Source organism: Hymenobacter cellulosilyticus (assembly GCF_022919215.1).
GTDB lineage: Bacteria > Bacteroidota > Bacteroidia > Cytophagales > Hymenobacteraceae > Hymenobacter > Hymenobacter cellulosilyticus.
In genome coordinates this window covers 3,305,197-3,322,805 of record NZ_CP095046.1, presented here as the reverse complement: position 1 = coordinate 3,322,805, position 17,609 = coordinate 3,305,197, and the positions used below count along the sequence as shown (strand labels likewise).

Sequence of the window (17,609 nt, the reverse complement as noted above, 5' to 3'; positions counted from 1 at the left end):
CGGCAGCAGACTAAATCAAGGTAATGGGCTCGGTGGCGTTGAGTTCCTGCACCAGGCTGTAGCAGGCTTTTTCGGGGCGGCTGCTGCGCATAAAGGCTTCGCCGATAAGGAAGCCCCGGTAGCCGGCCTCGCGCAGCTCCAGAATATTGGCGGCCGAAGTCAGCCCGCTTTCCGTGACCTTCACAAATTCCTGAGGGATCTGCGCCGCCAGCTCTTTCGAGGTTTCCAGGCTCACCGAGAAGTCGTGCAGGTTGCGGTTGTTGACGCCCACCAAGCTAACCGCGTCGGGGTGCAGGGTGCGGGTCAACTCTTCGGCGTTGTGTACTTCGAGCAGCACTTCTAGACCCAGGCTGCGGGCCAACTGACCGAAGCGCAATACTTCCTCGGCCGTTAGCACGGCCGCAATCAGTAGGATGGCGTCGGCACCGATGCTCTTGGCTTCCAGAATCTGGTACTCGTCAACGACGAAGTCCTTGCGCAGAATCGGGCAGTAGTTAAAGCGCCGGGCAATGGTCAGATCCTCGTTCTTGCCGCCGAAAAACTCCCCATCCGTCAGCACCGACAAAGCCGAAGCCCCGGCCTGCATGTAGCCCAACGTGGTGCGCTCCACCGGGGCGTGTTGGTTGATCCAGCCCTTGCTTGGCGACTTGCGCTTGAACTCGGCGATGATGCCGCTCAAATCGTCGCGCAGCAGATACTTGCGCAACGACAAAGGCTGGTTGTGGAAGTACAAGCTGCGTTCCAGCAGCTTGGCAGGCACCAGATCCTGACGCTCGGCCACCTCACGGCGCTTGTGAGCCACAATTTTGTCGAGAATGGTACCGGTAGTGGGGAAGTACTCATAGGTATAAGAGGTGCCGAAGCTTAGGCGGCAAAAGTTGAAGCAGGAGGAAGTAGAACCGTTGAGAAAGGAAAAAGGTACCGGGCCAGCGCTTATTAGTGAAGTTCCGTCTCCGTCACACTTTTAATTTCTTTCCTAAAAAGTGTGACAGACGTTGTCACATTCTTTGCTTGCGAAAGTAGAAGTGTGCCAAGCTGCCTTAGCCCAGCAGCTTGGCAAACGCCTGCCGGGCCCGGCCCGAGTCCAGGGACTCGCGGGCCTCGGCCAGGGCCTCGGCGAAGCTCAGCGCGGGGCGCAGGCACTGGATGCCTAGGGCCGCGTTGGCCGTCACTACGTCGCGCTGGGCGGCGGTGGCCTGGCCGTCGAGGATGCCGCGGAACAGCGCCGCCGATTCGGCCACCGTGCTGCCGCCGGCCAAATCCCGCGGGTCGTAGGTGGTTAGGCCCAGGTCTTCGGCCGTGACGAACTGCTCCCCGCGCACCGAGCTCAGCTTGGCCGAGCCGGTCAAACTCAGCTCGTCGTAGCCGTCCAGAGCGTGCACCACGGCGTAGCTCGTGCCGGATTGCTGAAAAAGGTAGTTGTAGAGGCGCAGCAGCTCCAGGCTGAAAACGCCCGCCAGCTGGGCCGTGGGCCGGGCCGGATTTACCAGGGGCCCAGGATGTTGAAGAAGGTGCGTACGCCCAGCTCCCGGCGCACCGGTCCGGCGTGGCGCATGGCCGGGTGAAAGGCCGGGGCGTGCAGAAAGCAGATGTTGGCCTCGTCAAGCTGCCGCCGCAACGTGTCGGACGTCGCCTCGAAGTCGTAGCCGAAGTGGGCCAGGATGTTGGACGAGCCGCAGATGCTCGATACGCCGATGTTGCCGTGCTTGGCCACCTTGTAGCCCGCCCCGGCCACTACAAAGCAGGCCAGGGTGGAGATGTTGAACGTGTCTTTGCCGTCGCCGCCGGTGCCCACAATGTCGAGCACCTCGCGGGTGCCCAGCTGGGGGTCGCGGCAGAGGTCGAGCAGGGCGTCGCGGAAGCCGGCCAGCTCGGGCACCGTAATGGGCCGCATGCGGTACACGGTCATGAAGGCGGCGGTTTCGGCCGGGTTAGCCGCCCCCTGCCCCAGCTGCGACAACGCCTCGTGGGCTTCGGCGTGGCTCAGAGTTTGCTGCTCAAACAGGGTGGTAAGAAACTTTTTCAAGGGAGAAGTTTTGAGATGATAACCTCCCTTCCTGTAAGAAGGGAATTATTGTTCGGCTACTCGCCTTCGAGCCAATTTTTAAGCATCTGGTGGCCGTGCTCGGTCAGGATGGACTCGGGGTGAAACTGCACCCCGCGCACATCATACTGCCGGTGGCGGAAGGCCAGAATCTGCCCGCTGGTGTCGCGGGCGGTAATTTCCAGCTCCGCGGGGAAGTTTTCCGGCGTCACCACCCAGGAGTGGTAGCGGCCCACCTTGAACCGCTCGGGCAGGCCGTTGAAGAGCCGGTCTTCGCCGGCCACGATGTCGGCGTCGGTGGCAATGCCATGGAGCACGGCCGGCAGGTTATACAGCTCCCCGCCAAACGACTCGGCAATGCCCTGGTGCCCCAGGCACACGCCCAGCATCCGCTTGGTGGGCGCGTAGCGCCGAATCACCTCCGGCATCAGCCCGGCTTCTGATGGCACGCCCGGCCCCGGCGACAACATGATGGCGTCGTACTGCTCGATGTCGTCGAGATTGATTTTGTCGTTGCGCACCACGTCGGTGCTGTCGCCGTAGCCCAGCTCGCGCAAGAGCTGCACGAGGTTGTAGGTAAAGGAGTCGTAATTATCGAGGACCAGGATTTTCATGGCAATTGTTTTTCTTGGGTCATGTCGAACGCAGTGAGACATCTCGCGTGCTGACGTTTGATTACTAACTCAACGAAGCGAGCGAGATATCTCACTGTGTTCGACATGACGTTCTTTTATCTTTCAGTTAAACCGTGGCCGTGAGCTTCTCTCCTACTGCTTCGGCGGCTTCCAGGGCTTTGCGCAAAGCAGCCAGCTTGTGGTGCACTTCGTTAAGCTCGGAGTTGATGTCGGAAGCAGCCACTACGCCGGCGCCGGCTTGGTAGTAAAGCTGGTTGCCGGTGCTCAGGAAAGAGCGAATCATGATGGCGTGGTTGAAGTCGCCGTTGAAGCCCAGGTGGCCCAGGCAGCCGCCGTAGTAGCCGCGGCCGGTGGGTTCGAGCTGGTCGATGAGCTGCATGGCCCGGTGCTTGGGGCACCGGAGAGCGTACCGGCCGGGAAGGTATCGGCCACGACTTGCAGGGAAGCCGCGTTGGGCGCCAGCGTGGCGTTGACCTCACTTACGAGGTGAATAACGTGGGAGTAGAACTGGATTTCGCGGAACACCTTGACTTTCACCTCGTCGCCGTGGCGGGCCAGGTCGTTGCGGGCCAGGTCTACCAGCATCACGTGCTCAGCGTTTTCCTTGGGGTCGGCGGCCAGCTGCTGGGCCAGCTCGGCGTCCTGGGCATCGTGGCCGGTGCGGCGGAAGGTACCGGCAATAGGAAACAGGCTGGCCTGCCGCCCTTTAATCAGCAACTGGGTTTCGGGTGAGGAGCCAAAAATCTTGAAGTTGCCGTAGTCGAAGTAGAACAGGTAGGGCGAAGGATTCACCGAGCGCAGGGCCCGGTACACGTTGAACTCGTCGCCCACAAAACCCTGCTGGAAGCGGCGCGACAGTACAATTTGGAATACGTCGCCTCGGCGGCAGTGCTGCTGCCCGGCCGCCAGGCGGGTCAGGAATTCCTCGTCGGTCTGGTTGGTTTGCTCCTCGCCCACCAGCCCGAAGCCAAACTCCGGCAAGCTCGGGTTGCGAATCAGGTTGACCAGTTTCGTCAGGCCGTCGTGGTCGGTGGGCTCGTCCGAAGGCGTGTGCTCGAAGACGAACAGTTCGTTGCGGAAGTGGTTGATGGCAATGACGTAGCGGTAGGTGCCGTAGATGATATCCGGAATCTGGCCGGCCGCTACTTTCTCCTCATTCAGCGTCAGGTCCTCGAAGTACTGCACGCCCTCGTAGCCGATATAGCCAAACAGGCCGCCGGTGATAAAGTCGAACTCCGACTTCTCGGCCTGAAACGAGTCGGCAAACTCCTGCAGGCGGGTTAGCGCCAGGCGGGGCTGGGCCAGGGTTTCGGTTGTTACGGAGCCGTCGACCAAGGTCTGGCGCAGCTCGCCGCGGCTTACCTCGAAGCGGGCCAAGGGCTCGAAGGCCAGGTAGCTGAAGGCGTTCTGCTGGCCGTGGTAGTCGGAGCTTTCCAGCAGCAGGCAGTTGGTGTACTGGTCGCGCAGGCGCAGATACAGGCCCACAGGCGTCACGGTATCGGCGAGCAGGCGGACGTGGCGGGTTTTGAGGTGTACTGGGTTCATCAGCGGTTCCCGCTCGGGCGGGCTGGGTTTGAGAAGTAAAACAGAAGCGGCTGACGCGGGCGGAAATAAAAAAAGCCCGGCGGGTGGCCGGGCTTTCCTTTGATATGCTTGATGCGAGGTTGAGTTGACTACGACCTTACCGCACGCACAGGTTTTCCCGTCCGGAGTTTCGGAGAGGCCACCACCATGCTTGCTGGGTTACGTGAAAGGTCATTAGTGAATCTGTTGTCAGGCCGGTTAAAGCGACTTTGATGCTGCAAAGATAGAGGCTGTTTTTAGCTACGCAAGCAAAACTTTGGTTTTCCCGTTGCCAAACTCGCAACTCACCGGCCATTTCCCTCCCAACTTCGCAGCCCTCTGCGGCCTTACTCCTTGATGATTTTCATTTCCTCCAGATTGTGCCGACCGGCCTTCACCCGCAAGGTGTATACACCTTTGGCAAGCCGACCGAGGTTCAGTGAATCAACAGGCCGTAGCTTTTGGCGCAAAACAAGCCGGCCATTTAGGTCGCGCATTTCCACTCCTACCAATTCAACACCGGGCAATATGCTCAGGCGTAGCCAGTCCTTCACCGGATTCGGATAAGCTCCTAGCAAAATCTTCGGGTGCTGACGGCCACCGGCAGTAACCGTAGCCGGAACCATTAGCCACTGGTAGGCGGCCGAAAACTCGCGCTTCCAGAACCACTCGGCGTGTTGCCCATCGGCGCGGGTGTTGTAGCTCAGGTTAGCGGCCGGTACTCCTCCACTCTGCAGGGCGTCGCGCATCTGCTGCATCAGGGGCACCATGGTCTGGCTTTCCTGGGTTCCGCTCACAAAGTAAAAGCGGGTATCGGGGTTGGCCGGGTGCTGCTGTACGTATTGAAACAAGGGCTGCTCGGCAAACCAGAAAGCCGGCGAGAACACGCCCACCTTGCTGTATACCGCCGGGTACTTCAGGGCCGCGTACACCGAAATCAGGCCGCCCATGCTGGAGCCGGCAATGCTGGTGTACTCCCGGCCCGTGAGGGTGCGGTAGTTGGAATCGATATAGGGCTTTAGAGTCTGAACCAGGAAATCCACGTACTGGTCGCCCTGTCCGCCGCCGTACTGCGGGTTATTCCAGGGCGAGTACTCATTCAGCCGCTGCCCGCCGTCATTGTCCACAGCCACTACGATGCTGCCGGTGGCGTCCAGGCCCTGCTGCTGCAACTGGCTCAGGGTTTCATCCACGCCCCACTCGCCCGAGAAGCTGGTGCAGTTGTCGAACACATTCTGCCCATCGTGCATATACAGCACGGGGTAGCGCTTGGTGGGGTTGCTGGCGTAATCGTTGGGCAGGTACAGCCACACGCGGCGGGTGCGCCCGAGCTGCGGAATCTGGAAGGCCGTGGCCATTACCCGCACGTTGGGCGCCAGCGCCGATGAGGTGCAGCTGCTGCCCCCAGCCAGGTCTTCCCAATTGAGCACAGTGTGCGTCAAGGTGGCCGGGCCGCTGCTAAAGGTGTAGCTACGGTTGGGCACCGCGCCGTTGGTCGCGTTGGTTTCCACCGACGACCACGCCCCACGGGTAAACTTATACTCGATGGTGCCCGTGGTTTGCGGCAGGGTTATCTGGTAGCTGCCGTCGGCGTTTTTGGTTAGGGCATGAGCCGCGCTGCCCGGGTTCCAGCTATTGAAGCTGCCAGCCATATATAAGGTGGCATTGGCCGGGGTGTTGGCTGGCACGCTGGTCAGCTTAAAGGTAACCTGGGCCTGGGCGGCGCCAGCAACCAGCAGCACCCAGAAAGCAAAGAAATATCTCATGCCCTAAAGTACTGGATTTACCTCCTTCCAGTGCTGCGCCTACTCGTCAAAATCTCTTCCAAAACTGCTAAAAGCCTAGCCTGCTTACAAATAGAGAGGTGATTTATCTACGCAAAAAATACTCGGAACGAATTGTATTCCCCCATCCTTAAGAGCAGCCCGTTCTTACCAGGTGTGATACCCTGATTTTGAAGGCTTAAACCCGGTTACAATTTTGCACAAATTCAAGGTTATACTTTTCTCTATGGATTGCCTTAAAGCGTCAGTTGGTGACTGCGCACTCACTTTGCCTTTCGTTTTGACAAGGTCCTTGCAAAAAGGATACGGCTTATTTCCGCTTTTGCAGGCAGGCAAAGTAGTGTTTAATGGCCTTTTTTAGCTTGCGCAAACCTTTGCACTGAAAATAGGCTGAAAACTATTTTTACGGCATTGTTACCCCACCTTGTATTTCTGGATTTCAAAACTTTATCTTGCGTAGTTTCTTAACGAGAAAGGTGATGTTGTGCAGGGATAAAACTAGACGAAATCGTGTTCACCCGACACGGGCTCTTTCTGGATTCTTCCTGCTCAGCCTTAGCCCGCCACTGGCCTGGCCAGTTTAAAAATTCCCTCTCCTAACCCATTATCAATGAAACACACTTACCTAGCGAAACTACTGTTTCTGCTACTGTTCGTTTGTGCTGGTTTCACCAGCGCATTCGCCCAAAACGGGCCGTGAGTGGCCGTGTCTTGGACGAAAAGAGCCAAGGTGTACCTGGTGCCACCGTGCTGATTGAAGGCACCACGCTGGGTAGCTCCACCAACGCCGATGGTACGTACCTGATCCAGAACGTTCCGGCTGGCCCCCAAACGCTGGTAACCTCGTTCGTGGGTTACAATGCCAAGCGCCAGCCCGTAACCGTAACGGCCGGCCAGACTACCGCGCTGCCCGACATCGCGCTGGCTGAAAACACCACCCTGCTGAGCGAGGCCGTGGTAGTAGGTTATGGTACCCAGCGTCGGCAGGACGTAACGGGCTCCATTGCTACCATCTCGGAAAAGCAGTTCGTGCAGGGTCAGGTAACCAACCCGAGCAGCTGATTCAGGGCAAGGTAGCCGGCGTGCAAATCACCTCCGGCGGCGGTGCTCCCGGTGCTTCTTCCCAGATCCGCATCCGTGGCGGCTCTTCGCTGAACGCCAACAACGACCCGCTGATCGTAATCGACGGCGTGCCGGTTGACAACTCGGAGAACAAAGGTGTTTCGAACCCGCTCACGCTGGTTAACCCCAATGACATCGAGACCTTTACGGTTCTGAAGGACGCTTCGGCCACAGCCATTTACGGCTCGCGCGCTTCCAACGGCGTTATTCTGATTACCACCAAGAAGGGCCTGTCGGGCGAGAAGCTCCGCGTGACGCTGAACTCGCAAGCTTCTATCTCGAAGAAAACCAAGACGATTGACGTTCTCTCGGCTGATGAGTTCCGCAACGTGGTAAACACCTACGGCACCGCTTCCCAAAAGGCGCTGCTGGGCACCAACAACACCAACTGGCAGGAAGAAATCTTCCAGACGGCCAAGACTTTCGACAACAACCTGAGCCTGATTGGCTCGGTGGGCAAGCTGCCGATCCGCGCTTCCGTGGGCAACACGGTGCAGGAAGGCATTCTGCTGACCAACAAGCTGGTTCGTAACACCGGCTCGATCAGCCTCACCCCTACCCTGCTCGACAACCACCTGCGCATCGACATCAACGCCAAGGGCAGCTGGGTAGATAACACCTTCGCCGACGCGGCTGCCATCGGCAACGCGGCTCGTTTTGATCCTACGCAATCGATTACGAGCGGCGACGACAGCCGCTTCGGTGGCTACTTTGAGTGGCTCAACGGCGACAAGACCCTGAACCCGAACGGCACCAAAAACCCGATTGCTCAGCTGAACCAGAAGCGTGACCGCAGCACCGCCAAGCGGGCTATCGGTAACATCCAGTTCGACTACAAATTCCACTTCCTGCCCGAGCTGCGCGCCAACCTGAACCTGGGCTACGACATGCTGCGCAGCAACGGTTCGACCAACGTACCGGCCTTCGCCGCCATCGAATTCGCCAACAAAGGCGCCAACAACATTTACTCGCAGAAGAAGGACAACAAGCTGCTGGACTTCTATCTGGAATACGCCAAGCAGTTTGGTGAGAGCCGCGTAACCGTACTGGGTGGCTATTCCTACCAGGACTTTATCCGCGACCAGCCCCTGGATTCGTACCAGGCTTCGGCCGATGGCACCGTTATCCGGCCGGCTTTCCCCTTCAAAACTCAGTACACGCTCGTGTCGTTCTTCGGCCGCTTGAACTACAACTTCAAGGACCGCTACTCGCTGACGGCCACGGTTCGCCGCGACGGCTCGTCGCGCTTCATGGACGGCCAGCAGTTTGGTACCTTCCCCGCAATCGGTTTAGCTTGGCGTATCAAGGAAGAGGACTTCCTGAAATCGTCCAGCCTGTTCTCCGACCTGAAACTGCGCGTGGGCTACGGCATCACGGGTCAGCAGGACATTGAGGGCATCGTAGGTAACTACCCTTACCTGGGCCGCTACACCTACGGCGAAAACTCGGCTTCCTACCAGTTCGGCAACACGTTCCAGAACACGCTGCGGGCTGAGGGCTACAACACGGCTCTGAAGTGGGAAGAAACCACGACCTACAACGCTGGTATCGATTACGGCTTCCTCGACAACCGCATCAGTGGTACCATCGACGTGTACCTGCGTCGCTCGGACGACCTGCTGGCCCGGATTGCTCCCGCTGCCCTGACCAACCTGACCAACGAGTTTGCCTACAACATCGGCAGCCTCGAAAACAAGGGTATTGAATTCGCGCTGAACACCAACCCGGTTCGGACCAACGACCTGAACCTGAACCTGAACTTCAACGCTACCTACAACGAGAACAAAATCACGGATCTGGGCAAGACCCTGCCCACCTTCCAGGGCTACGCCGTGGGTGGCATCGGCGGGGGTGTTGGCAACAACATCCAGGTGAACTCGGTAGGCTACCAGGCCAACTCGTTCTACGTGCAGAAGCAGGTGTATGACGCCAACGGCCGGCCAATCGAAGGCTTGTACGCGGACCTGAACGGCGACGGCAAAAGCACCATCGACGACCGGTACCGCTACAAGTCGCCCGCCCCGAAAGTAACGCTGGGCTTCGGCTCCAACGCTACCTACAAGCAATTCGACCTGGCCTTCACGCTGCGTGCCAACCTGGGCAACTACGTGTACAACAACATCAACTCCCAGCAGGCTGCTCTGACGGGCATCTCGACCAACGGCTTCCTGCAAAACCTGACGCCGGACTTCAACAACTCCAACTTCCGCACTTACCAGCTGTTCTCCGACTACTACCTCGAGAATGCTTCGTTCCTGCGCATGGACAACGTGACGCTGGGCTACAACCTGCGCAGCGCCGCCGACAGCAAGCCCAGCATCCGGGTAACGGCCGCAGTACAGAATATCTTTACCATCACGAAGTACTCGGGTCTTGATCCGGAGATTCAGAACGGTATCGATAACAACTTCTACCCCCGTCCCCGCACGTTCACGCTCGGTCTCAATCTAGGTTTCTAAATCGTACGTACGTACTGCAAAAAATGAAAAAGACGTTTGTAAGACGCTTTGCGACCCTAGCGGTTGCCAGCTCTCTACTCGGCGCTGCGACGACTTCCTGCGTAGGAGACCTCGACCGCGACCCGTTTAATGAAGTTACCTCCGACGTAGTATATTCTGATCCGGCCAACTACAAGCCCATCCTGGCCAAGCTCTACGCGGGCCTGGCGCTGAGCGGGCAGACCGGTCCTTCGGGCAAGCCTGACCTTTCGGGCGTAGATGAAGGCTTCTCCAACTATATCCGCCAGTACTGGTCGATTCAGGAGCTGCCCACCGACGAGGCCGTAATTGCCTGGGGCGACGATGGCCTGCAGGACTACCACCTGATGAACTGGACGGCTAACAACCCGTTCATCCGGTCGATGTACAACCGCATCTTCTATCAGATAACTGCCTGCAACGAGTACATCCGCGAAACCAAGGATGACAAGCTCAGCAGCCGCAATATCACGGGTGCTAATCTGGCCAGCATCAAGAACTACCGTGCCGAGGCTCGCTTCCTGCGGGCCCTGAGCTACTACCACGCCCTGGACCTGTTCGGCAAGCCCCCATTTGCTGACGAGAACGACCAGATCGGCAACTTCACGCCCCGCCAGATTTCCCGTGCTGAACTCTTCAACTACATAGAGTCGGAGCTGAAGGCCATTGAGACGGAACTGGTAGACGCCCGGCAGAACGAGTATGCCCGCGTGGACAAGGCGGCTGCCTGGATGCTGCTGGCCAAGCTGTATCTGAACGCCGAAGTGTACACGGGCACTGCCCGCAACACCGACGCGGTTACGTACGCCAGCAAGGTTATTGGCGCCGGCTACACTCTGCAGACCGCTGCTACGGCGAAGTCGTCGGCTTACGGCCGCAACTTCCTGGCCGACAACAACACCTCGCCGGAGATGATCTTCCCGGTAGCTTTCGATGGTGACTTCACCAAAGGCTACGGTGGTACCACCTTCATCATCCACGCCAGCGTGGGTGGCGACATGCCGGCCGCCGCATTCGGCGTCGATGGGGGCTGGGGTGGCACGCGTACCACGCGCGCGCTGTTCAACCTGTTTCCCGACACCGCGGCTGACCGCCGGGGCCGGTTCTTCACCAAGGGCCAGAACCTGGACATCAACAACCTGACCGAGTTCAAGGATGGTCTGGGCGTAGTGAAATTCAAGAACGTTAAGTCGGATGGTACCGTGGGCAAAAACCTGGTATTCCCCGACACCGACTTCCCCATGTTCCGCCTGGCCGACGCGTACCTGATGTACGCCGAAGCCGTGCTGCGTGGCGGTACGGGCGGCAGCCGCGCACAGGCTCTGACCTACATTAATGCACTCCGCAGCCGGGCCTTCGCCAACGGGGGCGGCACCATCTCCGATGCTCAGCTGACCCTGGACTTCATCCTCGATGAGCGGGGCCGTGAGCTGCACTGGGAAGGCCACCGCCGGACCGACCTGATCCGCTTCAAGAAGTTTACCACGGCCTCGTATTTGTGGCCCTGGAAAGGTGGCGTGAAGGAAGGCCGGGCCGTGTCCGAAAACCTGAACGTATTCCCGATTCCGTCGACGGATCTGGTGGCTAACCCCAACCTGACTCAGAACACGGGCTACTAACCCAAGCGTTTTTCGGCGGCGGGAACTTCCTGCGAGTTCCCGCCGCTTTAGAATCACTCAACTCAATAAAATTCCCATGAAAAACTGGCTTACCCGTATCGTCGGGCTGTGCGCCGCCGTGGTCCTGATGTCTTCCTGCGAGAAAGACGAGGTCAAGGTGACGGCAGAACCCGGCTCTGCCCCTGTCCTGACGGCTTCGGCCACGACGGTTGCTTTGCAGAAAGAAGATGCCGACAAAACGGCCGTAACCTACAGCTGGACGCCCATCACGCTGAGCTTCAGCGAGGGTGGCTACCCGGCCACGATGACCTACACGCTGCAGTTTGCCAAGAAAGGCACCAACTTCGCTACCACCAAGGACGTTGACGTTAGTGGTGCCGTGCGCAAGGCCTTCACCGTGTCGGAAGTAAACGCCCTGTTTAAAGACCTGGGCTTTACCGTGGGCCAACCGGCCCAGGTTGACGTACGCCTGAAGTCTTCCTATGCCGCCAACGTGCCCGCCTATATCACGGCCCTGGCTTCCTTGTCGGGTACTCCCTACGAGTCGCGCGAGCTGCCGGCCCTGGTGTGGGGTCTGATTGGCCCGGCTGGCAAAGGCTGGGACACCGACGTGGTAATGAACTACGATTACGACAAGAAAGTCTGGACGCTGACCACAGACATGAAAGCCGACTTTTTCAAGTTCCGTGCTAACAAGGCGTGGACTAACAACCTAGGAGCCGATGGCCCGGATGGTTCGTTGAAGCAGGATGGTGCTGACATCAAGCTGGCTGAAGCTGGCAACTACACCATCACGCTGGACTACAACGCGACGCCCAAGCCTACTTACACCATGAAGAAGAACTAGTATCCGCAAGGCTACTGCTCTACCGAAAAAGGCCGCTGGAACTCCAGCGGCCTTTTTCTTTGCCTATAACATTCTACAAAGTCAGCAGACTTCCCGGCTGCGGCGGGCCCCAAATCGGGCAGCAGCGCAGCGGGGTTCCTTTTGAGCAAACAGTCCCGAAAATGGCTGCACAAGCAAATTTACTACGCAACTTATAAAATAAACCCGGCGTGAGTTACTGCTTACTACTGGGTGAAGGCGCAGCCTAAAAAGCCGCGTTTTGGGCGAAAAAAGACGTTTTAGCAGCCTCCGGCACCCAAATCTGCAGCCTTCAGCCTCATTAGTATGATGAGAATGTGTCCTGGCACTGCCGTACGTTTCGGCGAACCTGCTAGCTTCGCAACCGAATAGCTTGCGCGTGGTCTGGACCATGGGGCGGCTGTTGACTGAAATCGGGGCGTGCATCTTCGGGCCGGAACCTCTTGGCCCGGCATTGAAGCGACGCCCGGATTCAGGGTCTTTCTTCACTACCATTACTTCTACCGTATGATTCTCATTGCCGACGGCGGCTCGACCAAGAGCAGCTGGTGTCAGCTCGACGAGACTGGCAACCGGGTGTACTTCAACACTGAAGGGTATAACCCCGACTTCATTCAAACGCCCGCCATTGCCGCCTCGCTCGACAAAAACCTGCCCGAGACCCTGGCCCGCGAAACGGTGCGTGAAGTGCACTACTACGGCGCTGGCGTTTCGTCTCCGAAGAAAGCCGACGTTATTGCCCAGGCCATGCGGCAGACCTTCCCTAATGCCAACGTTACGGTAGACCACGACCTGCTGGCCGCCGCCCGCGCCCTGCTGGGCCGCAAGCCCGGCTTTGCCGCCATCCTGGGCACCGGCACCAACTCCTGCCTCTACGACGGTGAGAAAATTACCTACAACGTCGATTCGCTGGGCTACTTCCTCGGCGACGAGGGCTCGGGCTCTTTTATCGGCAAGCGCCTGATGCGCGACTACCTGCGCGGCCTGCTACCCGACGGCCTGCAGGACATCTTCCGCGAGGAGTACAAGCTCACCCGCGAGGATATTCTGGACCGGCTTTACAACCAGCCCCTGCCCAACCGGTTTTTGGCCAGCTTCGGCAAGTTTGCCTACGACCACAACAACATCAGCTACTGCCGCGAAATCGTACTCCAGGGCTTCGAGACGTTCTTTGAGAACATCGTGCTGCACTATCCCAACTTCCAGGACTACACCTTCAACTGCGTGGGTTCGGTGGCCTATAACTTCCGCGACGCCCTGTTTCAGGTGGCCCGCAGCCACGGCATGGAAGTCGGCAAAATCATCCGCTCCCCCATCGATGATCTGGTGAGCTACCACGAGCAGGAAGCCTAGCTCAGAACTCATAACTCAGAAGTACATGAGAGGTTGATAGGCTGAGTTACCAAAAGAGGCCAATTCCTTGCGGAATTGGCCTCTTTTCTTTTTTCAGAACTTGGTCTGAGTTCTAGCTTCTAAGCTCTACCCTTAGTGCTGCACTACCAAACGCGTAGTCTGGGTAAGGGCGCCGGTGTTCAGGCGAATCAGATAGATGCCGTTGGCCAAATCCTGCACGGGCAGGCTGAGCTGGTAGGCGCCGGCCGACTGCTTGGCACCCGAGCTAACCGTGCGCAGGGTAGCGCCCAGCAGGTTCTGCACCGTTACGGTCACGGTGGCGGGCGTGGTCAGCTCGTAGCGGATCTGAGCCGTGCTGCTCGTGGGGTTGGGAGCAGCCGTCAGGCGCAGGGCCTCCGTGGTGCGGGCTTTGTTGCTGAGCACCGCGGATTTTTTGAGCAAGCGCGAGGTATACACCGCGTACTGGCCGGGCTGCAGCGTAAGGGGCGCCGTGGTGCTCGAAACCGTGATGGAGTCGCCGCTCAGGTAGTTGTACCACTTGCCGGTGCGCTGGAACTCGGGGTTGATGGGCTGGGCTGTCACGTCGAAGTTGCCGAGCACGGTTACCTGCAGGTTGGCATCGGTGAGGTGAATCGACTTGGTAGCGCCGTTCAGCTTCTGGGTGTAGGTGCCCGTTTTGAATACCGGCTGGGTTTTCTTCAGGGCAATCAGCTCCCGGTAGGTGTTGTAGAGCTTGCGGCGGTTGGCGTTCTGGTAGTACTCCCAGCGAATCGGCTTGTTGCCCACGCGGCCGTTTTCGTCGATGCTCACGTCGTAGCCTACTTCGCCAAACTGCCAGATCATCTTGGGGCCGGGTACGGTAAAGAAGAAGGCGGCAGCAGCCTCGTTGCGGGCCAGGGCCGTGTTCAGGTCGCGCACGTTGTGGGCAGGGTTGGCCTGGTTGCCGTAGGTCAGGTTCTTGAACATGAGGCGCTCCTCATCGTGGCTTTCCATGTAGCTAACCAGGTTCGGGCTGTTCCAGTTACGGGCCCCGTGGTAAACGCCGCTGAAGTCGGAGGTAGCCACGTAGCCCATCGTGGCTTCGTTGTAGGCATGGCTCATGTTGCCCCACAGCATCATGCCGTAGTCGGCCAGCACCTTCTCCTCAGAATTGTCAGCGAAGTGCTCCAGGATACAGTACACGTTCGGGTCCACGGTCTTCATGAAGTCGTAGTAATCCTTCCAGATGTCGATGCGCGACTGGTCGTAGTTGCCCCAGGCACCCACGTCGGTATTAGTACGCTGGGTAAAGCCCTTGCTCAGGTCGAAGCGGTAACCGTCCACCTTGTACTCCTGCAGCCAGAACTCCATCACGCGCTTCGAGAAGTACTTGGTGAAGGGGCTTTCGTGGTTGAAGTCGTAGCCCACGTTGAAGGGGTGGGTAGCATCGGCGTTAAACCAAGGGCTGTTGGCGGCGGGCTTGTCGTTCTGGAAGTAGAGCTGCACCATCGGCGACTGGCCGAAGGAATGGTTCAGCACCATATCCAGTACCACGGCAATACCGCGGCGGTGGCACTCGTCGACGAGGCGCTTCAGCTCGTTTTTCGGGCCGTAGTACTTGTCGGGCGCGAAGTAGAACGAAGGGTTATAGCCCCAGCTTTCGTTGCCCTCAAACTCGTTGATGGGCATCAGCTCGATGGTATTCACGCCCAGGCGCTGCAGGTAGTTGAGCGTGTCGCGCAGGGTCTGGTAGTCGTGGCGGGCCAGGAAGTCGCGCAGGTGCAGCTCATACACCACCATATCGGTGCGGGCCGGACGGGCGAAGGTGGTAGTTTGCCACTGGTAAGCGGCCTGGTTGGTTTGCAGTACCGACACGATGCCGGTGGTCAGGGCCGTAGGGTAGGCTTTCAGGTTGGGGTAAGTAACGGCGGGAATAAACCGGTCGTTGCTGGGGTCCAGCACCTTTTCCGAGTAAGGGTCGGCCACGCGCAGGTTGCCGTCTACCAGGTACTGGTAAGCATACTCCTGGCCCGGCGTCAGACCGTTGATCTGAATCCACCAGCTGTTGCCGTCGGGGGTCTTGTTCATGTAGCCGGCTTCCGTGGGCTGAAAGTTGTTGAACTCACCCAACACGTAGGCAAACTGCTTGTTCGGGGCCGTCAGCTTCAGAATAACCGAAGTGCCGCCGTTGAGGTAGGTAATGCCGTCCTTGGCGCCGGCGGGCAAAGCTGCTACCGCTACCGTGGGCCGGATGATAACTACTACGGAGTCAGAAACCGTGGTGCTGCCGCTGGTGGCCGTCAGGCGAATCACGTTGCGGCCAGCCTGCGTGGGCGTTACCGAGCCGGTGAGCGTGGTCGTGTTGCTTTGCTGGGTTATCAGGGTCTTGTTCAGGTACAAGGCCAGGTTGGCCGAGGCCGAAGCCGTGCCGCTCACGCTCAGGGCCGCGTTGGCGGCCACGAACAGCGGGTTGCCGCCGCCGGGCTCTACGGGTGAGGTCAGGCGCACCGACAGGGCCGAGCCCTGGGTTACGTCCACGAAAATGTCGCCGCCGGTACCCCGGCCCACAATCGTACCCGGGCCGTTCTTGAAAATCATGGCCAGCTTCAGAATCTGGTCGGTGGCGGGCACGCCGTAGAACGTACGGGGCGTGAAGGTGATGCTGTACAGGTTCGGATTGGTGGTGCTGCGCGTGAGCTGGGCGGCCGGGTCGGGCGTGCCAAACGAAGGGCTCTTCACGTACTTCCAGTCCGAGTTGGAAGTGCTCTTATCGGTAATCACGCCGGTCCAGATATAGACCGGACCCGTGAAGCCGGCCAGAGCGCCGTTGCCCTGGGTGGCGTCGAAGGTGAGCGTTACTGGCTCATTGTCGCGCACGAAAGTCGGCTGGGTGGTCACGACTTGGGCCTGAGTCGCCGTCATTCCGCCGGTCAGGAGCAAAAGCAGCCCCAGCAATAGTCGAAGTTTTTTCATTGAAACTGTGGGAATTGGTGGAAGATTTCGAGTGGACAAAAGGTGAAAATATTACGCAAGTTAAACAGCCAGAAACCGTAGTCAAAGCCTGCGTATAATTATACTCACCCCCGGGCTGGGCCGGCCCGCGGCGGCTTTTGTTCGTAGCTTTGCCGCGCTGCTTAGGCAGCTCACCGGTTCCTTTCTGAATGAGCAAAATTTCCCGTCTGCTGGCCTCCTGTTGCGCCCGGGCCCTGCTGGTGCCGGGTCTGGTGCTGGCTGCAATCCTGCCGGCCCAGGCCCAGCAGCCGGCGCCGCCCACGAGCCTGCCCACGGCCCCACCTCCCGACTCTGCCGCTTCGGCCGCGCCCCGCTCCCACCGCCTGCCCGTGCTGGCTGGCGGGTTGGTGGTAAGCTACACCGGCCTGCTCTACCTACTCGACCAGGGCTGGTACACCGGACCGCGCAGCAGCTTTCACTGGTTTAATGACCTGCCCGAGTGGCGGCAGATGGACAAGGCCGGGCACTTCTGGGGCGCGTTTCACGAAAGCCGGGGCGCCGTGGACATGCTGCGCTGGGCCCGGGTGCCCGACCGCACGGCCACCTGGTACGGGGGCTTCGTGGGGTTTCTGCTGCAAAGCCCCATCGAGGTGCTCGACGGGCGCGACCCGGCCTACGGTGCCTCCGCCACCGATTTGGCGGCCAACTTCCTGGGCTCGGCGGCTTTAATCGGACAGCAGCTGGCCTGGAACGAAGTGCGGATTATGCCCAAATACTCGTTTCACACCACTTCCTACGCCCGGCTACGGCCCAACGTGCTGGGCAAGTCCTTGGCCGAGCAGCACCTGAAGGACTACAACGGCCAAACCTACTGGCTCTGCACCGACCTAGCCGCCTGGCTCCGGCCCGAAAGCAAATGGCCCAAGTGGCTGCAGCCCGCCGTGGGCTACGGGGCCCAGGAAATGGTCTACAACGACCCCGACGCCAACGCGGCTCTGGGCCTGTACCCCTACCGGCAGTACTACCTCAGCCTGGATGTGAACCTGCGCCGCATCCCCACCCGCAGCAAGCTGCTCAAGCGCGTGTTTTACGTGGCCAGTATCTTCCATTTGCCTGCCCCGGCCCTGGAATACAACTCCCGCCACGGCCTGGTGCTGCACGGACTTTATTTTTAAGGAATGCTTGCCGGCTAAGGATTGTTGTCTGAATTGCCCTG

At 59.2% G+C, this 17,609-nt stretch carries 10 protein-coding genes and 2 pseudogenes; 6 read left to right on the top strand and 6 right to left on the bottom strand.

What is annotated here, in order from left to right; genetic code table 11:
• Positions 1–10: 10 nt before the first annotated feature.
• The 5 genes and pseudogenes from trpC to MUN79_RS16225 all read right to left on the bottom strand — a co-directional run bounded on the left by trpC (position 11) and on the right by MUN79_RS16225 (position 6,008).
• Complete coding sequence (gene trpC, locus MUN79_RS16245) at positions 11–817, bottom strand: indole-3-glycerol phosphate synthase TrpC (RefSeq protein WP_262923069.1); 807 nt, start codon at positions 815–817, stop codon at positions 11–13.
• Positions 818–1,040: 223 nt separating this feature from the next.
• Positions 1,041–2,026, bottom strand: a pseudogene (trpD, locus tag MUN79_RS16240) (anthranilate phosphoribosyltransferase).
• Between the two features lie 56 nt (positions 2,027–2,082).
• Positions 2,083–2,658 (bottom strand): anthranilate synthase component II, encoded by a 576-nt coding sequence (locus MUN79_RS16235; protein WP_244673718.1) that lies wholly within the window; start codon positions 2,656–2,658, stop codon positions 2,083–2,085.
• Positions 2,659–2,785: 127 nt separating this feature from the next.
• Positions 2,786–4,224 (bottom strand): annotated as a pseudogene (locus MUN79_RS16230) (anthranilate synthase component I family protein).
• Positions 4,225–4,589: 365 nt separating this feature from the next.
• Positions 4,590–6,008 carry an alpha/beta hydrolase-fold protein gene (locus MUN79_RS16225; protein ID WP_244673717.1) on the bottom strand — a complete coding sequence of 473 codons (1,419 nt, stop codon included), beginning with the start codon at positions 6,006–6,008 and terminating at the stop codon, positions 4,590–4,592.
• A gap of 714 nt (positions 6,009–6,722) precedes the next feature.
• On the opposite strand from MUN79_RS16225, the gene MUN79_RS16220 reads away from it, so the two are divergent.
• From MUN79_RS16220 to MUN79_RS16200, 5 genes are all read left to right on the top strand, one after another.
• Positions 6,723–7,088 carry a carboxypeptidase-like regulatory domain-containing protein gene (locus tag MUN79_RS16220; RefSeq protein ID WP_244673716.1) on the top strand — a complete coding sequence of 122 codons (366 nt, stop codon included), beginning with the start codon at positions 6,723–6,725 and terminating at the stop codon, positions 7,086–7,088.
• A gap of 20 nt (positions 7,089–7,108) precedes the next feature.
• A complete protein-coding gene (locus tag MUN79_RS16215) occupies positions 7,109–9,607 on the top strand; it encodes a SusC/RagA family TonB-linked outer membrane protein (RefSeq protein WP_244673715.1) in 2,499 nt (832 codons plus the stop codon).
• 23 nt (positions 9,608–9,630) lie between these two features.
• Positions 9,631–11,244 (top strand): RagB/SusD family nutrient uptake outer membrane protein, encoded by a 1,614-nt coding sequence (locus MUN79_RS16210; protein ID WP_244673714.1) that lies wholly within the window; start codon positions 9,631–9,633, stop codon positions 11,242–11,244.
• A 76-nt stretch (positions 11,245–11,320) separates the two neighbouring features.
• Positions 11,321–12,091, top strand: a complete 771-nt coding sequence (locus MUN79_RS16205) for a SusE domain-containing protein (RefSeq protein ID WP_244673713.1) — start codon at positions 11,321–11,323, stop codon at positions 12,089–12,091.
• A gap of 525 nt (positions 12,092–12,616) precedes the next feature.
• Positions 12,617–13,462 (top strand): N-acetylglucosamine kinase, encoded by an 846-nt coding sequence (locus tag MUN79_RS16200; RefSeq protein WP_244673712.1) that lies wholly within the window; start codon positions 12,617–12,619, stop codon positions 13,460–13,462.
• A 132-nt stretch (positions 13,463–13,594) separates the two neighbouring features.
• Here MUN79_RS16200 and MUN79_RS16195 read toward each other — a convergent pair whose 3' ends face one another.
• Positions 13,595–16,414: an alpha-amylase family glycosyl hydrolase gene (locus MUN79_RS16195; RefSeq protein ID WP_244673711.1), complete on the bottom strand. Its 2,820-nt coding sequence runs from the start codon at positions 16,412–16,414 to the stop codon at positions 13,595–13,597.
• Positions 16,415–16,602: 188 nt separating this feature from the next.
• Between MUN79_RS16195 and MUN79_RS16190 the strand changes: the two genes are divergently transcribed.
• Complete coding sequence (locus MUN79_RS16190) at positions 16,603–17,568, top strand: YfiM family lipoprotein (RefSeq protein ID WP_244673710.1); 966 nt, start codon at positions 16,603–16,605, stop codon at positions 17,566–17,568.
• The last annotated feature ends 41 nt before the right edge of the window (positions 17,569–17,609 follow it).

Bases quoted from the DNA above. Each gene is read 5' to 3' on its own strand.
- MUN79_RS16235 (WP_244673718.1), bottom strand. From the start codon at position 2,658: ATGAAAATCCTGGTCCTCGATAATTACGACTCCTTTACCTACAACCTC.
- MUN79_RS16225 (WP_244673717.1), bottom strand. From the start codon at position 6,008: ATGAGATATTTCTTTGCTTTCTGGGTGCTGCTGGTTGCTGGCGCCGCC.
- MUN79_RS16210 (WP_244673714.1), top strand. From the start codon at position 9,631: ATGAAAAAGACGTTTGTAAGACGCTTTGCGACCCTAGCGGTTGCCAGC.
- MUN79_RS16205 (WP_244673713.1), top strand. From the start codon at position 11,321: ATGAAAAACTGGCTTACCCGTATCGTCGGGCTGTGCGCCGCCGTGGTC.
- MUN79_RS16200 (WP_244673712.1), top strand. From the start codon at position 12,617: ATGATTCTCATTGCCGACGGCGGCTCGACCAAGAGCAGCTGGTGTCAG.
- MUN79_RS16195 (WP_244673711.1), bottom strand. From the start codon at position 16,414: ATGAAAAAACTTCGACTATTGCTGGGGCTGCTTTTGCTCCTGACCGGC.
- MUN79_RS16190 (WP_244673710.1), top strand. From the start codon at position 16,603: ATGAGCAAAATTTCCCGTCTGCTGGCCTCCTGTTGCGCCCGGGCCCTG.